Below are 17,502 nucleotides of genomic sequence, written 5' to 3' on the forward strand. Positions count from 1 at the left end.
GCCACGCCCGCCCGTCACTCAGTGTGGCGCGCGCGGGATGGTTTTCAGCAGGTCTTCCGGGCTGATGTGACCAACCACGCTGCCCGGTTGCGGCAGGTTGAGAATGTGACCTTTCATCTTGCCGATGATGTGCATCTCGCACGGCTTGCAGTCGAACTTCAGGGTCAGCACTTCGTCGCCGTGAATCAGCTGCATCGGCGCGACCTTGGTGCGCACACCGGTCACGCCCTTGGCCTGTTTCGGGCACAGGTTGAACGAGAAACGCAGGCAGTGCTTGGTGATCATCACCGGCACTTCGCCGGCCTCTTCGTGGGCCTCGTACGCCGCATCGATCAGCTTCACACCGTGGCGGTGATAGAAGTCGCGCGCCTTCTGGTTGTAGACGTTGGCGAGGAACGACAGGTGCGACTCCGGGTACACCGGCGGCGGCGTGGTTTCGGCTTTGCGGCTGCCACGCGGATGCGCCGCGACACGGGCGGCGGTCAGCGCTTCGATCACTTCGCGGCGCAAGGCCTTGAGCTGCGAGTTCGGAATGAAGAACGCCTGCGGCGCATCCAGTTTCACGTCGATCGCGTGGTACTGGGTGGTGCCGAGCTGACCGAGCAGATCCTGCAATTGCTCCAGCGCCTGCTCCGGCTTGTTGGCCACGCCGAACGGACCGTTCAGGGTCACGCTGGCACTGATGCCCTCCTCACTGGTGGCGGTCACTTGCAGCTGTTCTTCACGCAGACGTGCGACCCAGCTCAGGGCCACCCGACGCTCGGCAGACGTCTTCTGCAGCGCCTGTTGCCAGTTGTGGTCGAGGTTGCGGTTCAGCGGATGGTTCGGGCGCAGCTTGTACAGGCCTTCCGGCATTTCGTTCGGCTCGACGCGGTAGCGATAGCGCTTCTCGCCGTCTTCTTCGAACTCGCCCTTCGGCTCGGCGATGTTGGCGCGGAAACCCACCACTTCACGCTTGACCAGTACGTTGAGGCCGTCGCCGTTGGACAGCGGCTCTTGAGTCACTACCTGCATGTCACGCTTGCCGACTTTCTCGACGGTGCCCACTGGCAGACCGGTGAAGGTTGGCGAGTCGAACGCGCCGATATCGATCTTGCGATCGGTGACGAAGTAATCGGTGCTGCCACGATGGAAGGTTTTTTCCGGGTCCGGCAGAAAGAAATGCGCGGTGCGCCCGCTGGAGGCGCGGGCCAGGTCCGGGCGGTCTTCGAGCACGTCGTCGAGGCGCTGGCGGTAATAGGCAGTGATGTTCTTCACATAGCCCATGTCCTTGTAGCGACCTTCGATCTTGAACGAGCGCACACCGGCCTCGACCAGCGCGCGGATGTTGGCGCTCTGGTTATTGTCCTTCATCGACAGCAGGTGTTTTTCGTAGGCGATCACCCCACCCTTTTCGTCTTTCAGGGTGTACGGCAAACGGCACGCCTGAGAGCAGTCGCCACGGTTGGCGCTGCGGCCGGTCTGCGCGTGGGAGATGTTGCACTGCCCGGAGAACGCCACGCACAGGGCGCCGTGAATGAAGAACTCGACGGCCGCGTCGGTTTCATCGGCGATGGCACGGATTTCTTTCAGGTTCAGCTCACGGGCCAGCACCAGTTGCGAGAAACCGGCCTGATCGAGGAACTTCGCTCGCTCCAGCGTGCGGATGTCGGTCTGGGTACTGGCATGCAGCTCGATCGGCGGGATGTCCAGTTCCATCACGCCCAGGTCCTGGACGATCAGCGCGTCGACACCGGCGTCGTACAACTGGTGGATCAGCTTGCGCGCCGGCTCCAGTTCGTTGTCGTGCAGGATGGTGTTGATGGTGGTGAAAATGCGCGCGTGATAACGACGGGCAAACTCCACCAGCTCGGCGATTTCGCTCACCTCGTTGCAGGCGTTATGGCGCGCGCCGAAGCTCGGGCCACCGATGTACACGGCGTCAGCGCCGTGCAGGATGGCTTCACGGGCAATGGCCACGTCACGGGCGGGGCTGAGCAGTTCCAGGTGATGCTTGGGCAAGGACATAGTTTTTTTAGTCAGGCTGTCACGGTTAAGGCGCGCATTGTAGCTGCGAAACGCCCGGCCGGCACGCCTGTGCTGCCAAGTGGCAGGCCTTGTGAGCGGAAATCCGCGCCAGGCTCCAGCTTTTTTTGGACAGACAGACCGCCATCGCCAGCCACAGGGAACTGTGGTGGTCCGCAATCGATGGCTTCACACAAATCAATGTGGGAGCGAGCCTGCTCGCTCCCACAGGAAAATCAGGCCTTGGCAGCCATCGCGGTGACTTCCACGCGCATGCCTTCCACCGCCAGCGACGCCACGCCAACAGCGGCGCGCACCGGCCATGGTTTGGCGAAGAAGCGCTTGTAGACTTCGTTGAATGCCGCGCGATCAGCCATGTCGGTGAGGTAGATGGTCAGGTGCATGACCCGATCCATCGAACTGCCCGCCCGCTCCAGCGCCACTTTCAGCGCCTGCAGGGTGCATTCGCTTTGCAGGGTGATGTCGCCCAGCTCCAGGCTGCCGTCGGCGCGGGTCGGGATCTGGGTCGAAACCAGAATGCCGTTGAAACCGACAACGTCGGAGGAAATGGAGTCCGCATCCGGATCAGGGGTGAAGCTGAGGTCTTGATTAGCCATGTAAGTCTCTTGTCTGGAGAGAGTGAGGGTCGCCGGGGAATAACCTGCCGGGACTTTTCGCGGGGGGGAGTTTACAACAGTCACCCGCTCAAGCTCAGGCAACCGTCGCGGCCAGACACAAATCGCGCGCACAAAAAAACGCCAGCCCTTTCGGACTGGCGTTTTTTCTGAATATGGCAGGGGCGGCTGGATTCGAACCAACGCATGGCAGGATCAAAACCTGCTGCCTTACCGCTTGGCGACGCCCCTGTATCTCAAGCTCTGTAACAAGCTCTGCGAGAATGGGCCGCAATTTACCAACCTTTTTTCGATCTGGGAAGCCCTGAATGCAAAAAAATTGTTTTAAAACAGCCAGTTATTTCTGAACCAAGGCAAATGCCGCGATTCACTTCGACAAATTCAACGCAATCGCCTCGCGAATCAGCGCTTTCAAGGCCTGCGCATCGACCTGGTCGCCCTCGTGAAAATCAATCGCCCGCCGGGTGTTGCCCTCCAGGCTGGCGTTGAACAATCCCGCAGGATCGGCCAGCGCCGCGCCCTTGGCGAAGGTCATCTTCACCGCAGCCTTGTAGGTCTCCCCGGTGCAAATGATGCCGCCCCGCGACCACACCGGAACACCGCGCCACTTCCACTCCTCCACCACCTCGGGATCAGCCTGGTGAATGACCTTGCGAATCTCGCCGAGGATGGCACCGCGCCAATCGGCCAGTTCAGCGATTCGTGCGTCGATCAGTACCGAAGCATCGGTGAGCGGTTTTTCGGGTTTCATGGCGAGGTTCTCCTCGGTGTCGTTTGAATCGTTTCGTTTACAAGCCGATTTGCTTGAGTCCCTCGCGCATTCCCTGATCCGCTTGCTCGCACCATTGCTTGAGGCTCAGATCCGGTGGGAGGTTGCCTTCCAGACTCTTGTATTGACCATCAGCCAACACTTCGCCTTTGCGACCGAAACCTTCGCTCTTGTCGCCATCGGCCTTGTCGAACTCACCCGGCATATTCGCAACGAACACCACCATCTTGTTGGCGTTTTCAGTGCTGTCCGCTTTCAGGTAGCCCTTGTCGACGCAATGCTTGATCAGGCCCGACATGTTACGACCGCTGTCGTACATGCCTTTCAGGGTAGCGGGATCTGGCGCTTCTGCGCGAGCCAGGGCGGAGGCGCCTAAAGTGGCAGTCAGTGCGAGGATCACAGCGGTGTTTTTCATGTTCATTCCTTTAAAGTCCAGATTTCCAGTGAAACTTCTCAATTCCAAAACAACCGCTTACCAGACTTCCAGAGCTGGCGTACAAAACCCGGAAACGATATCCATCACCTCCAGGATCCGATCCTCCAACTCTTCATCGGCATCACCGCGCATTGAACCCAACAGTTCATTGACCGATGCAGCGGAAAAACCCTTGTCTCGATACTTCAGCAGGACTTCCCGTATAGAAAGAAGATCCCCCCCCCTCTTCAATGCGCCGGACAGTTCATCATCCAACGGTTTATCAAGCGATTTCATCATTGTTTCTCCCAATGCTCAGCCGTCGAACCTAGTGCCTTCTGGTAATCAGAAATCGGCATGACCTTACTAGGCTGAATGGTTCCGTGAGTTTTTTTGTCTTGCACGTAACGAAGACTTTCCGGAAGTGAATCGGTATTCAATTTGCAGGCGCTGTCTTTGCCGGTTCCGCCGGGTAACGTAGAGGGGCGCCGATGATCCGGCAGGTTTTGCGGGGTATCCGGCGCTACGGACATCCCACCGGTATTGGGATGAACGTTCCCATCTTTATCAACCGGAATATCGACAGGACGTACCCCTAGCCCACGTGCGGTCGAGTCCGCAATGGGCTTACCTGTTTCGTCGGTTTTCATGGCCCGATAGACATCGACCCCCGTCAGGCCCATCGGATCCACCCACCCTGTAGGGTTCGGACCATAGGTATAGAGATTCAGACCGCCTGCATAACCGATCGGATCCTGGCTGACGAATCGCCCCACCGCCGGATCATAGTAACGATGCCGGTTGTAATGCAGCCCGGTCTCATGATCATGGTACTGCCCCGGAAATCTTATAGGGTTTCTCACATCACGTTGTCGGGCCCATTGCGATTGCTGCTCCGATATCGCCCCCCACGCCTTGTACTGAGCCGTCCAGACCAACTGTCCCTCAGAATCGGTCAGCTCCTGAGGCGTCCCCAGGTGATCGCACTGATACCAAAGCAAAACGTCAATTGGCTGAACTGTGACCTTGCGACTCCATAACGGATCGTCATCCAGGCTGTACTCTCCCTGATACTCAGGCTGATTCGTCAGCGTAATCGGGGCGTGTCGTATGGCCTGTGCTACTGGAACGAAACTGCCAGGCTCGAAAATGTAATGCACCGTGCGTCCCGCGCCGCCATCCAGCTGCGCGGCACTGCTTTCCCAGGCAAGTCGGTCACCGTCCCAGCCATAGAGCGTGAAACCACAGCCGTACTCTCGCTGTATCCGTGCATGCTCGTTCCGGTTCCAGTGCGACCCCGCCTCGGGACGCCCCTTGTAATGGGCGATAGAGTTTTTGTGAAGACGTCGTCCAAGAGCGTCATAGGCGAACTCAACCGACAAGCGTTGATCTTCAAATCGCACCAAACGGTCAAACAAATCCCATTGCAGGAAGCTGCGCTGATTGTTTTGCAAACGCTCGATCAGGTTGCCGCGCTCATCGTATGTGAAGTGATTACCTTCGTACTCGCGCAGCAGGTTATCTACCTGCCTCTCCTGGCGCGGAGACTGGTCCAATGGTCGTCGAATTTCACTGGTCTTTTCATCAAGCAGATTACTGGCCGGATCAAAGGTGAATGTTTCAACTACCTGTCGTGTCGCTGCTTCCAACAGTCGACCGAGAGGGTCGTAGCGGTATGAAATCGGGCCTCTTCGGGTATCGTTGATCGCAGTCAGTTGACCAGCAGCATCGTATTGATATGTCCGTTTGACAAGGCTCGCACTGTCCTCACTGCGTCCCAGCACCTGCTCCTGCAAACGACCGGCGCAATCCCACTTTTGCGTCTGTTGAAGGTGGTTGCCCTGATGCCGAACAATCTCACGATGAAGGTCATCGCGTTCCAGGCCAATCAGCTCGTGCTCGTCCAGGCGTAGTCCCAACAAATGACCACTGCCATAGGTGAGCCAACTGACACGGTGCCCGTCCGGACGAACTGTCGCGACACGATTGTTGAGCACATCGTACTCGTGCTGCCACACGCCAACTACCGGTGGCTGGTCCAGCCCAAGGTAATGCTGATGCTCGCGCAGCACATTGCCGGCCAGGTCGTGAAACCACTGCAAGCGACTGTCTACGTTGGCGGCTTCAATCAGGTGACCGTTGCCGTCGTAAATGAAGCGCTCGCTCTGCGATTTCTTACCTTGACTGGCGCGTCGCTCAATCAGGCGTCCCATGGCATCAAAGCTCACGCAAATTACACGCTCGCCGTTGACGATATGACTCAATCGGCCCGTATCAGAATCATACCGATAGCGGGTGATACGACCATCAAAGCTCTTTTCCTCCAGCAGGCGACCCATTGGGTCGTAAAGGAAATGCGCTCGGCTCTCGTTTTCGTTGTCCAGCGCCTGCAAGCGCCCGAGACGATCCCAGCGGTAGACCAACGTATGCTCATTAGCATCGATGCGCTCGGCTACAAGGCCAGCAGCCGTATACGCCCAGGAAGTGCAGCGGCCAAGACGATCCGTATGCGCGAGCAACCGAGCTTCAGCGTCTCGTTCAAAATACTCCTCGGTCTTGTCCGGGTGCCTGATCAAAACCAACTGGCCCAGTCGATACCCATACTCGGTACTCTGGCCGGTCGCGTCGGTAAAACAGATCATCTGTCCGAGTTCGTTGTACTCCCAGGCACTGGTCTTTCCTGAGCAGTCAACATACTCGATCAGTTGACCGGCATCGTTGTAGTCGAGCTTCTTCTCATTGCCGTCGGCGTCTTTGATTGCAGTCGGCAACCCTGCCACGCTGTAGGCGTATTCCGTTACGTTACCAAGGGGGTCGACTGCTTCCACAAGGTTGCCATGATCGTCATAAGCACGCAGCCACTGCCCTCCTTCTGCATCGCTGGTCTTGATCAGTTGATCCAGATCGTCGTAGGCAAAATGCAGCACGCTGTCGTCAGCACGCAAATGTTCAACAACGTTGCCACGCTCGTCGTAGATGAAGCGATCAGTTGTGCCGTCAGCATGTACGTGTCGAATCAGGTTTTTCGCTTCGTCCCGGAACAACCACTCGGAACGTTCATCCGGATGGCGAATGCGGTACGTATAACCAAGAATGTCGTAGTAGTGCCAGGTTTCGTTACCGTACGCATCGGTGACATAGGTCAGGCGAATATTCTCGTCCCACTCAAGGCGCGTGTCGAAACTGCCGTCGTCCGCCCACTCGCGTACGGCTCGGGCATCAGCGCCAGTGCTCTGCCACTGAAGATTCATGCCCCGTCCAGTCCGATCGGTGTAACGATGAATCAGATGATTCTGGTACTGGTAGCTCCAGGCCGCACCGTTCTCGTCCTGAGCCTGAATCAAATCACCGACGCTGTCGTAGTGATAGGCACACAGTTGACGCTGAGGAACTCCGTCGCTGATCAGCCAAAGGCCCTTCAAGCGACCGTGCTCATCAAGCAGGGTGCCGAGGTGATATTTAACGTCGGCCATATCACCCTGGTAGGTAATCAGGTCGGACAGCACCGGCATTCCTTGGTGGCGATGCTCGTAGTGCAGCATGATTCCCGCACCGTTGCGCAGCACCACGCCGACCAGCACGAAACGTTGTCCACGACGCAGATAGGTTTCCTTGCGTTCAAACCCTCTGCACAACAGCAGCTGGTCATCGGTCACCCGTACCAGCGTCATGTTTTCAATGGCATCGTAGTGAGTCTGCCCTGTCTCGGGCAGCATATAGTCGTGGCTGCGACCATCAGCGTCATGGAACACCAGACTCCCGCCGACACAGTCAAAACGGGTAGTCAACGACGTAATCCAGCGGGCGCCCATCTCACTGGCGTCATACGCATCCAGACGCGAACAGTAGGTGCGTGTCCACTCAAAAGGGAATGCACCAGGCAAGTTGAAATCTGTATGACTCAGCGATTCAGAGCCCAGGGCAAAACTGATGCTGTTCATCGTGCCCGGCATGACGCCGTTTTTACATTTTTTGCAGTTATGCGTCGCTGGCGCCTGTTGGCTGCTGGCTTCAAGCCGCCCCTCTCCAGCCCTGTGTTGAGCCTTTGAAGTAGTATCCGGCTTGACGCTGGCCCCTTGACCCTGTGCTCGACGCTTGCGCCAGGTCACAACCGAACCTGCCAGCATCTGCAACAGCCAACCGATTGAATGCTGAACAGCGGGATCACCAAGCTTGTTTATTTGAGTGCGCAACTCCACACCCATCGTACGAAGCATGGCGGTATTGCTCAGCACTAAAGCCTTGGCACTGTCCGGCAACAGGTTCTTTGCAGCGCTGTTGGCAACACCCTTGCCGGCAGCCTTGTAGGCGCTGAAGGCTGCGCCGAAGATATTACTGATGGCTGCCTTGGGGTCATGCAACAACTGGCCTCCGGCCGCACTCACCTTGGCACTCGCGGACTTCATGTCCCCTTTTGCATCGAGCTTGCCGTTGACGACCGTTTCCAGTCCCTTGGCGATTTCGTTGACCGCGTTCTGGCCCAGCTTGCCGCCGTTGTCGAGTATTTCAGCCAGCTTCGGCTTGGCCTGGTCTACAAAGTCATCGATAGTACCGACAATGGTGGCATTCAAGTGTCCGATCAGTACTTCGATCAGCGAATCGCCCAGCAGCATCTTGGCACTGTTACGAAGTTCTTGACGCACCAGCGACAAGGTTGGACGCAAGGTCATACGCGCCGAGGCCATTGTGGGTGGCGCCGGTAAAACACCGATCAGATTGATACCCAGGCTGACCCAGTCCAGAATCTGGCGTTGCTTGCTTTTGGCAAGCACGACAATGTCTCCGAGCGCATCCACCAAGGCCATGATGTTGCCCACCACCGGCAACGCTCCGGCAACGTTCTTGACGCGCTCAAGAGTGACTACTCCACCACTGATCGATTGCAGCCAGGCGTCGAATCTGGCTGCACCGCGTCCGACATCCTTGATGTCAATGGTGTTGAGCGGAACGACCGCCACTTGAGGTTCACGTACTTTCGCGACAGGCGTTTCAGTCGTCATGACCGCATCTCATCCGTAAGATATTTCGAGACTTTAAAGACGTGGTTGATGGCCCGGGCATGCCAACACTCACGCAGCAAATATAGAGTGATGCCAGATATATACCGATGCGGCACCTGGTGATTCAGCTGATCACAGCCCCTTTCGGCCCACTGGCAATCAACGCCGCACCGCAGGCGGTCTTCATGCCGTCGAGTGCGATGGGTACGCCATCGACGGTGTAGGTGCTGCTGCCCTCGGCAATCGGGAAAATCCCTTTGCACAACGGGCAACTGACCTTGTGCCCAACCCCGGCAATCGGCTTGCCGTTGAGGTCGGTCCGAGAAAAGGCTTCGAGGACCTTGCCACCGTGGGTGGTGGAGTCGCCCAAGCGAATGGCGTCTTTCATGTTGTCACTCCTTTGACTCTGAGCTGGATGGCGTTACTCCGCCATCCAGCTGCCTTCAAACCCTTCGGGGTCGAGCATCAATTTCGCACCTGTGGGCAGGCTGCGACTACTCATGACTAGCGCCAGCATCAAAACATCAGCCTGGCCGCCCCGGCATGACAAGAAACGCGGCAAAGCTTTCCGCTACCTGGTCAATTTCACCGGTTTCGTGAGACCACAAGACCACGACCGGCTCTCCTGTCTGCCCCTTTACCGCATAGTTGAAGCAGTAATAATCCCCCGTGCCAAACTCGGCGAACGGCAGAAGTCCTGAAAAGTCGGTAGAGGTATCGGAAAAATTCTCCAGCCAGTCCTGCCAGTCCTTTTTAAAGTGATGATCGATCGATTCCCAGGTCTTCCTTGGGTCACGAGCGTCCAGAACGGGGAAAATCGTTAACGCCCCCAGTGACTTTCCGTTATTTGAAAGAAGCCAATCGGAAAAGGACTTGGGCAGTGTTCGGCCCAGTTTCTTTTCTTCTTCCTGAATAGCGTCTGTCGTTGTACCAATCACACGTGTCTTAGACATAAATCCTCGCTTATGGAAGCGCCCCTCGTTTAGGCAGACTTAACTTACCCGTTCCCGGAAAACCCGATTTAGGCATTCTCGCAGTCCAGCATCCGCCGCGTTTTCGCCAGTAACGGTGTTGAATGCCACGGTGATCGGCTGCCAGCATCGGATCGGCGTGAGAATAGTCATACCCTGAGTCATTCTCGAACCGTGGACGGTGTGCCAACTCATAGCCTGGCGGTGCCTTGATATTGGCTTGCTTGCCGGCATCTACTCGGCTTGCCTGATTTTTGATCCAGCCGCGCATTGAAGACGGCGTATTCGGATCTTCCATGACCTGGCGCCAGCGCGCGTCCTGGTTGACGTAAGGCTCACCACAGCAACAGGTTTTTGCCAGCCCGAGCGGATCGATCCAGCCGGTAGGATTGGGTGCATAACTGTAAAGATTCAATCCACCGACGTAGCTGATCGGGTCCTGCCCGATAAATCGGCCGGTATCGGGATCGTAATAGCGGTGTCGATTGTAATGAAGTCCGGTTTCGTGGTCATGGTACTGCCCCTGGAACCGTAGCGGATTGGTTACACCCTCTCGCCGTGCACCCGAAGAGCGCTGTTCCTGAACCGAGCCCCAAGCCTTGTATTCGGCACTCCAGGCGATCTCACCCTGCGCATCGGTCAACTCTCGCGGAGTTCCCAGATGGTCGCATTGATACCAGTTCAATACGTCAACAGGTTGAATGGCAACTTTATGGTTCCATAACGGATCATCTTCCAGACTGTAATCACCACTGGAATCAGGCAATCCCGTCAGGTCGATGGCTCTATGGATCAGCGCTTGGGCAGCCGGGACAAAAGTGCCGGGTTCAAAGATGTAATGCACGGTGCGCCCCGTGCCGACGTCCTGTTGGGACGGACTGCTTTCCCATGCAAGATTGTCACCGTCCCATCCATACAATGTGAAACCGCAGCCAGACTCCCGCTGTTTTCGAGCATATTCACTCTGATTCCACAGCGAACCAGCTTCCGGGCGCTGTTTGAAATGCACGTTGGAGTTTTTATACAGACGTCGGCCCAGAGCATCGTAAGCAAAATCCACGGCCAGGCGAGCGTCGTCAAAATGCACCAGTCGATCGAAAAGATCCCAGCGCATCTCGCGGCGGCTACCGTTATGCCAACGCACCGTCTCATTGCCGCGCTCGTCGTATTCGTAATGGGTACCTGCATAGTGGCGCAGCAAGTTATCGATCAGTTTGCTGCGTAGCGGCGTCTGTTCCAGCGGTCGGCGGATCTGCGTGGTCTGGTTGTCCAGAAGATTACCGGCCGGATCGAAGTCGAAGGTTTCCACTCCCTGTCGAGTGGTGGCTGCAAGCAAGCGTCCCACCGGGTCATAACGGTAGGACGACAAACCATGAAAACTGTCGTCCAGATCCGTCAGTTCACCCACGGCATCGTATTTGTACTCACGCTTCAATACGGCTGTTTTGCTGTCGCCGTGTATGAGCAGTTGCTGTTGCAACTTCCCGGCCGGATCCCATTTTTGGGTTTGTAGCAGGCGATTACCCTGATGACGAACCACCTCTCGATGCAAATCGTCGCGCTCATAGCCGACCAGTTCGTGCTCGTCCAGCCGTAGCCCCAACAAATGGCCGCTGCCATACGTGAGCCAACTGACCCGGTGACCATCAGGACGCGTCGTTGCGACACGCTGATTGAGTACGTCGTACTCGTGCTGCCAGACCGCAACCAACGGCTTTTCCAGGCCAAGATAGTGTTGGTGCTCACGCAGCAGGTTCCCGGCAGGGTCATGGAACCATTGCAGTCGGCTGTCAGCATTGCTCGCCATGACCAGGTTTCCATTGCCGTCATAGGCGAAGGTCTCGCTTTGCTGTTGATTGCCCAGACTGGCGCGGCGCTCCGTTATGCGGCCCATCGGATCGTAGCTCAGAGCAATGCTGCGCTCTGCGGTACGGGTGCCCACCAGCCGACCTGAGACAGAGTCGTACTGATAGCGTGTCGTTCGACCGTCGAAGCCGGTCTCCATCAGGAGACGTCCCACCGGGTCGTAGTGGAACTGCGCACTGCTCTCGTTTTCGTTTTCCAGATTCGTCAATCTTCCGAGCCGATCCCAGCGATAACGCAAGGTCTGTTCGGCTGCATCGACTCGTTCGGAAATCAATCCGGCGGCGGTGTAACTCCAGGTGGTGCAACGATCCAGTCCATCGGTGTAAGCCAGCAACCGCCCCTCGGCATCGCGCTGAAAGCGCTCCTCGGTCTTGTCCGGGTGCTTGATCAATACCAGGTGCCCAGCCTTGTATTGATATTCAGTGCTGTTCCCGAGCGCATCGGTGAAGCAAACCATCTGGCCCAGTTCGTTGTATTCCCAGGCGCTGGTCTTGCCCGAGCAATCGACATACTCCACCAACTGTCCGGCATTGTTGTAGGCCAGCGTTTTCTCGTTGCCGTTGGCGTCCTTGATCGCGGTCGGCCGGCCAGTCTTGTCGTAGGCGTATTCCGTCTTGTTGCCCAACGGATCGACAGTTTCGACGAGATTCCCCTGATTATCGTAGGCACGAAGCCATTGACCGCCCTCCGCGTCACTTATCTTGATCAGCAAGTCCTGATCGTTGTAAGCGAAATGCACTACCGTGTGATCAGCCTGGATGTGTTCGAGACGGTTGCCGCGCTCATCGTAGCGATACTGATCCGTGCTGCCATCGGCATGTACATGACGAATCACGTTCTTGGCTTCATCTCGGAACAACCATTCCGAACGCTCATCCGGGTATCGAATGCGGTACGTGTAACCAAGAATGTCGTAGTAATGCCAAGTCTCGCCGCCATGCGCGTCGGTGACATAAGTCAGGCGAATGTTTTCGTCCCACTCAAGGCGTGTATCGAAGCTGCCATCGTCTGCCCATTCACGAATGGCTCTGGCATCGGCACCTGTACCCTGCCACTGCAGATTCATTGCGCGGTGGGTACGGTCGGTGTAACGGGTAATCAAGTGATGCTGGAACTCATACGTCCATGCCGCACCATTCTCGTCTTGCGCCTGAATCAGATCGCCAAAATCGTCGTAGCGGTAAGCGCAGAGTTGGCGCAGCGGTGCGCCATTGCAAATTTCCCAAAGGCCTGTGAGGCGCCCGTGATGATCGATCAGGGTGCCGAGGTGCAAGTGGACTTTGCTGATGTCGTTTTCCTGATAGGTAATCAGGTCTGAGAGCACCGCTCGCTCGCCGTGACGATGCTCGTAATGCAGCATGATCCCGGCGCCATTGCGCAACACGATGCCGGTCAACACATAGGTTTGTCCACGCCGGACATAGGTTTCCTTGCGTTCGAAGCCACGGCACAGCAACAACTGATCGTCGCTGGCCCGAATCAGGGTGGTGTTTTCGATGGCGTCGTAATGGGACAAGCCTGCCTTGGGCAGAGGGTACGAATGGCTGCGACCGTCGGCATCGTGGAACAACAGGCCATCGTCAACGCAATCAAAGCGCGTGGTGAACTCACTGATCCAGCGAGCGCCAATTTCGCCCTGATCATAAGCCCCGAGGCGTGAGTGGTAGGTTCGCGTCCACTCGACCGGAAACGGCCCAGGCAAACTGAAATCGGTATGACTGAGGGTTTCCGAACCCAATGCAAAATTGATGCTGTTACAGGTACTGCTGCAGGTGCCGTTTTTCTGCGGGTCCGGTGCGTGAGTTGCCGGAGCCTGTTGACTGGTGGACTCCAGGCGACCTTCTCCCGCCTGATGTTGAGACTTCGAGGTAGTTCCCGGTTTGACGCTTGCGCCTTGGCCATGTGATCGCCGCTTGCGCCAGGTCACGACAGCGCCCGCCAACATCTGCAGCAACCAACCGATGGAGTGCTGCACGCCCGGATCACCGAGCTTTTTCATCTGCGTTTTAAGTTCCACACCCAAGGTACGCAGCATCCCGGTGTTGCTGAGCACAAGTGCCTTGGCGTCTTCCGGCAGCAAATGCTTCGCAGCACTGTTGGCGACACCTTTCCCCGCCGCCTTGTAGGCACTGTATGTGGCCCCAAGAAAGTTACCGATTGATGCTTTGGGGTCATGCCAGAACTGGTTGCCCGCGGCACTCATTTTGGCACCCGCCGCCTTGAGGTCACCCTTGGCGTCGAGTTTGCCGTTAACCACGGTTTCCAGACCCTTGGCGATCTCGTTTACCGCCTTCTGACCTAGCTCTCCCGCATCATCGAGGATGCTTGCCAGCTTGGGCTTGGCTTGCTCCACAAAGTCATCGATCGTACCAACGATGGTGGCATTCAAATGCCCGATCAACACCTCGATCAAAGAGTCGCCCAACAACATCTTCGCGCTGTTGCGCAGTTCCTGACGAACCAGTGATAACGTCGGACGCAAGGTCATCCGCGCCGACGCCATGGTCGGCGGTGCCGGCAGTACGCCGATCAGGTTGATACCCAGGCTGACCCAATCCAGCAATTGACGCTGCTTGCTCTTCGCCAGGGTGACAATGTCTCCGAGGGCGTCAACCAGAGCCATGATATTGCCCACTACCGGTAGCGCGCCGGCAACGTTCTTGACCCGTTCAAGCGTGACCACGCCACCGCTGATCGACTGCAGCCACGCATCGAACCTGGCAGCCCCACGCCCGACGTCCTTGATATCGATAGTGTTGAGCGGCACGACCGCGACTTGCGGCTCGCGTTTTTTCACAACAGGTGTTGGTGCAGTCATGACAACTTCTCATCGGGCAGCAGAGTAGAAGCGAAACTCAAATCCGGGGTTTTCAAGGAAGGCTTCGGTAGCGTCGGCGCCGGCAGCCCCGGCAACTTGCCGCTCTTGCTCGCCGCCCCCAAAATCCCCGAAGCATTCGGCAGCGCCGCACTCGCCAGTTTCGGCAACCCGGCCGCCCCGCCCTGCACCACCCCTTTCACCTGCTGCGCCGTTTGCATTGCGCCTTGCGCAGTCTGCATCGCATTCATCCCTGTTTGCGCCATGTCCTTGCCCTTCTCCAACATGTCCCAGTTCTTGTTCGGCAGCACCTGCGCCACCATGGCCTGCACCTGGCTCGGCACGTCTTCGGCCCCCGGCGGATTCAACGGCCACTCCGGCTTGCCGATATAACTGCCATCGCTCCAGGTGTCCGCCGGATCCTTGCCGAACAGCACACGCGCCGGCCCTGGTGCCGCGCCGGCGACGCTGGCAAAACCCTTGGCGTCGAGCTTGCCCTTGATGCTTTTGCCCAGCGCGTCGATGACTTCGTAATCGCCTTCCTTGATGCCTTGGCGCCCGGCGTATTGGTTGAACAGTTCCAGATTGCCCTTGCCCGGTTTCGGCGGTTCCGGGAACACGCCGGCGAGGCTTTTTGCGCCGGTGTAGGCGAAGTTCGCCGCGTGCGCGGTGTACGGGCCGCTGGTGGCGTGGGTGATGCCGCCGGCGTTGTAGGTGGTGGCGCTGCCGCCACCCTGAATCACCAGTTCGGTTTTCGCGGTGATGGTGATGCGGTCGGCGTTGGCGGTGATGTTGAGTTTGGCCAGCAGGTTGATGCTGTCCTTCAGTGCCTTGACGTCGATGTCGCCGGAGGCCGCGACCAGGCGCCAGCCCATGCTTTGCACGAACAGGCGCATGCCACGACTTGCACTGGCCAGCAGGCGTTTGCCGACGGAAAAACTGGTGTGCCCGGTGCTGCTCAGCGCCAGGTGTTCGCCGGTGGCGATGTGGCTGGAGCGCGGCGTGGTCAGGGCGATGCCGGCCGGGCTCGCGAGCACCAGATGCGGCTCGGTGAACTCGGGGAATTCGTTGGCGGTGAGGTTCGCCGGGCCTGAGCCGAGCACGCCTTGATGCTGCGCATGCAGGGCTTTGGCGACGTCGTCCTGATCGCCAGCCTCCTGGGCTTGAAGCTCTTTGGCCTGGGTGGCGAAACCGTCCTGCTGATCGCTGGCGGTGGCGAGACGTTCAGCGGTTTCCGGCAGGTCCTTGTGGTGCTTGGATTCATTCGGGCGCGGCTCGGTGGTGATCAGCAGACCGGCCCCGGCACGCACGGCGCCATGGCGGTCGGTGCGCAACTCGAAACCTTCGCCACGCGGCTGGCCGCCGCTCGGGCGCGGATGGGTCAGGTACCCGAGGTTGATTGCACTCGCCCCGTGGTCACTGCGCAGCGCAATACTGATCTCGCTGGTGGTGTCGTCGATGCGTAGCTCGTTGGCGCGGCTGCCCTTGTATTCCTTGCTCTTGACCGTGGCCAGAGTCTTGAAGTCCGGCAGTTTGTACGGTGGCAGATTCGCGCCGTGGTACAGGCAGCCGGTAATCAGCGGCTGATCGGGATCGCCTTCCAGGAAGGTGATCAACACCTCCATGCCGACCCGCGGAATGTTGATCGCGCCAAAGGTTTCCGCGGCCCAGTTCGAGGCCACGCGCATCCAGCAACTGGTTTTGTCGTCGTGCTCGCCTTCGCGATCCCAGAAGAACTGCACCTTCACCCGACCGTACTGGTCGCAGTAGATCTCTTCGCCCTCGGGGCCGCAGACCACGGCGCTCTGGGTGCCGAGAACCTTCGGTTTCGGGTGATCGAGCGGCGGCCGGTACGGCACGTCCCACGGGATCGCATTGAAGCGATTGCGATAGCCCTGATGGAAATCGTCCTTGTTGTCGGTGGTGTCGCTGGTCACCGACTCTTCGAGCACTTGCGGCTGTTTGCCTTCGTGGAAGATCTCGGTGAGCAGCCACAGGTCGTTCCACGTCGGGTTGGCGTGTTCAGTCAGGGCGAGGAAATGCCCGCTGACCAGAATCGGCTGGTCGCTGTTGCCTTCGGCCAGACGATAGTCGCTGCGATGGCGTTCCAGCGCTCGATTGGCCAGATGCTTACCACGCTCGCGATCGACGAAACGGCCCGGGTAATCGTAGTCTTCGAGGTCCGGTTGGGCGCTGCTTTTGGCATCGCTTTCCAGCTCGATCTTCGGTTTGACGAAGTCGTAATCACGCCGCGTGGTACGGCTGGTGCGGGTGGCCAGACGCAGGCCGAAACGCTTGACCACCGGTTGATCGGCGACCAGTCCGGAGTCCTGCTGGTAAGCCACTGGCGCCAGTTTCGGGAACACCGTCTGGTCATCGCCGAACATCAGTTTGTGGCCGCTGGCGGTGTGCTGGAAGTGGTAGTGAACCCCCTCCTCCTCACACAGGCGCTGGACGAAATGCAGATCGCTTTCGTCGTACTGCACGCAATAGATGCGCTCGGGATAAATCGCGCTCAGCTGGAAGTGATAGTCACTGGCGAGGATGCCGTGTTCTTCCAGGACCTTGCTGATGATCTGTTGCACGGTCATCTGCTGGAAGATGCGTTGATTCACTCGATGCGCGAGGTACGACAGCTGCGGGCGCAGGGAGATTTTGTAGCGGGTCAGGCGCTTGCCGGCCTCGCCCTGGGCGATGCTGTAGATCAGCCCGTGAATCCCCGTGCCACTGGGCGACAGCTGCAGGAACGCGAGTTTGTGCAGCAAGCTTTCGAGGTTGATCGAGGCCTTCTCACTGACCAGTTCCAGTTCGAACTCGAAGGGGGTGTTGAGCGCCTCTTTCCCGGTGAACGACAGCACCTGGAAATCGCTGTCCGCGCCATCGATGGTCAGATTGAAATGAGGCTGATTGGCCGGTGAGAACATCCCTTGTTCCTCGCGCAATACTGCGACGGGCGCCAGTCCGTGAAGCGTGGCGCACGCAAAAAATTCTTTAGGTCAAAGCCGCCCCGGCCAGCCGCACTGGCCG

At 58.1% G+C, this 17,502-nt stretch carries 10 protein-coding genes and 1 tRNA gene; all 11 read right to left on the minus strand.

The features are described 5' to 3' along the window. Positions 1 to 18: 18 nt before the first annotated feature. Entirely contained in the window at positions 19 to 2,007 is a 1,989-nt protein-coding gene (locus QMK55_RS00395; protein WP_102356706.1) for a peptidase U32 family protein, read from the minus strand. A 233-nt stretch (positions 2,008 to 2,240) separates the two neighbouring features. Continuing rightward, positions 2,241 to 2,621 (minus strand): RidA family protein, encoded by a 381-nt coding sequence (locus QMK55_RS00400; RefSeq protein WP_003224376.1) that lies wholly within the window; start codon positions 2,619 to 2,621, stop codon positions 2,241 to 2,243. A gap of 174 nt (positions 2,622 to 2,795) precedes the next feature. Continuing rightward, a tRNA-Gln gene (locus QMK55_RS00405) sits at positions 2,796 to 2,870 on the minus strand. Positions 2,871 to 3,006: 136 nt separating this feature from the next. After that, a complete protein-coding gene (locus QMK55_RS00410) occupies positions 3,007 to 3,390 on the minus strand; it encodes a DUF1801 domain-containing protein (protein ID WP_320328374.1) in 384 nt (127 codons plus the stop codon). A gap of 37 nt (positions 3,391 to 3,427) precedes the next feature. Further along, positions 3,428 to 3,823 (minus strand): hypothetical protein, encoded by a 396-nt coding sequence (locus QMK55_RS00415; RefSeq protein ID WP_320328375.1) that lies wholly within the window; start codon positions 3,821 to 3,823, stop codon positions 3,428 to 3,430. A 57-nt stretch (positions 3,824 to 3,880) separates the two neighbouring features. Continuing rightward, entirely contained in the window at positions 3,881 to 4,120 is a 240-nt protein-coding gene (locus QMK55_RS00420) for a hypothetical protein (RefSeq protein WP_320328376.1), read from the minus strand. Continuing rightward, complete coding sequence (locus QMK55_RS00425; RefSeq protein WP_320328377.1) at positions 4,120 to 8,823, minus strand: RHS repeat-associated core domain-containing protein; 4,704 nt, start codon at positions 8,821 to 8,823, stop codon at positions 4,120 to 4,122. The genes QMK55_RS00420 and QMK55_RS00425 overlap by 1 nt, the downstream gene beginning before the upstream one ends. A gap of 124 nt (positions 8,824 to 8,947) precedes the next feature. Beyond that, positions 8,948 to 9,211, minus strand: a complete 264-nt coding sequence (locus tag QMK55_RS00430) for a PAAR domain-containing protein (protein WP_025113301.1) — start codon at positions 9,209 to 9,211, stop codon at positions 8,948 to 8,950. Positions 9,212 to 9,347: 136 nt separating this feature from the next. Further along, the gene (locus QMK55_RS00435) at positions 9,348 to 9,776 is read right to left on the minus strand and encodes an SMI1/KNR4 family protein (protein WP_320328378.1); all 429 of its coding nucleotides are present in this window, start codon (positions 9,774 to 9,776) and stop codon (positions 9,348 to 9,350) included. 10 nt (positions 9,777 to 9,786) lie between these two features. Next, the gene (locus QMK55_RS00440) at positions 9,787 to 14,478 is read right to left on the minus strand and encodes an RHS repeat-associated core domain-containing protein (RefSeq protein ID WP_320328379.1); all 4,692 of its coding nucleotides are present in this window, start codon (positions 14,476 to 14,478) and stop codon (positions 9,787 to 9,789) included. After that, positions 14,475 to 17,399, minus strand: coding sequence for a type VI secretion system tip protein VgrG (locus QMK55_RS00445; RefSeq protein ID WP_320328380.1), 2,925 nt, complete (start codon positions 17,397 to 17,399; stop codon positions 14,475 to 14,477). Before QMK55_RS00445 ends, QMK55_RS00440 begins: the two co-directional genes overlap by 4 nt. Positions 17,400 to 17,502 lie beyond the last annotated feature (103 nt).

This window comes from Pseudomonas sp. P8_229 (assembly GCF_034008635.1).
GTDB lineage: Bacteria > Pseudomonadota > Gammaproteobacteria > Pseudomonadales > Pseudomonadaceae > Aquipseudomonas.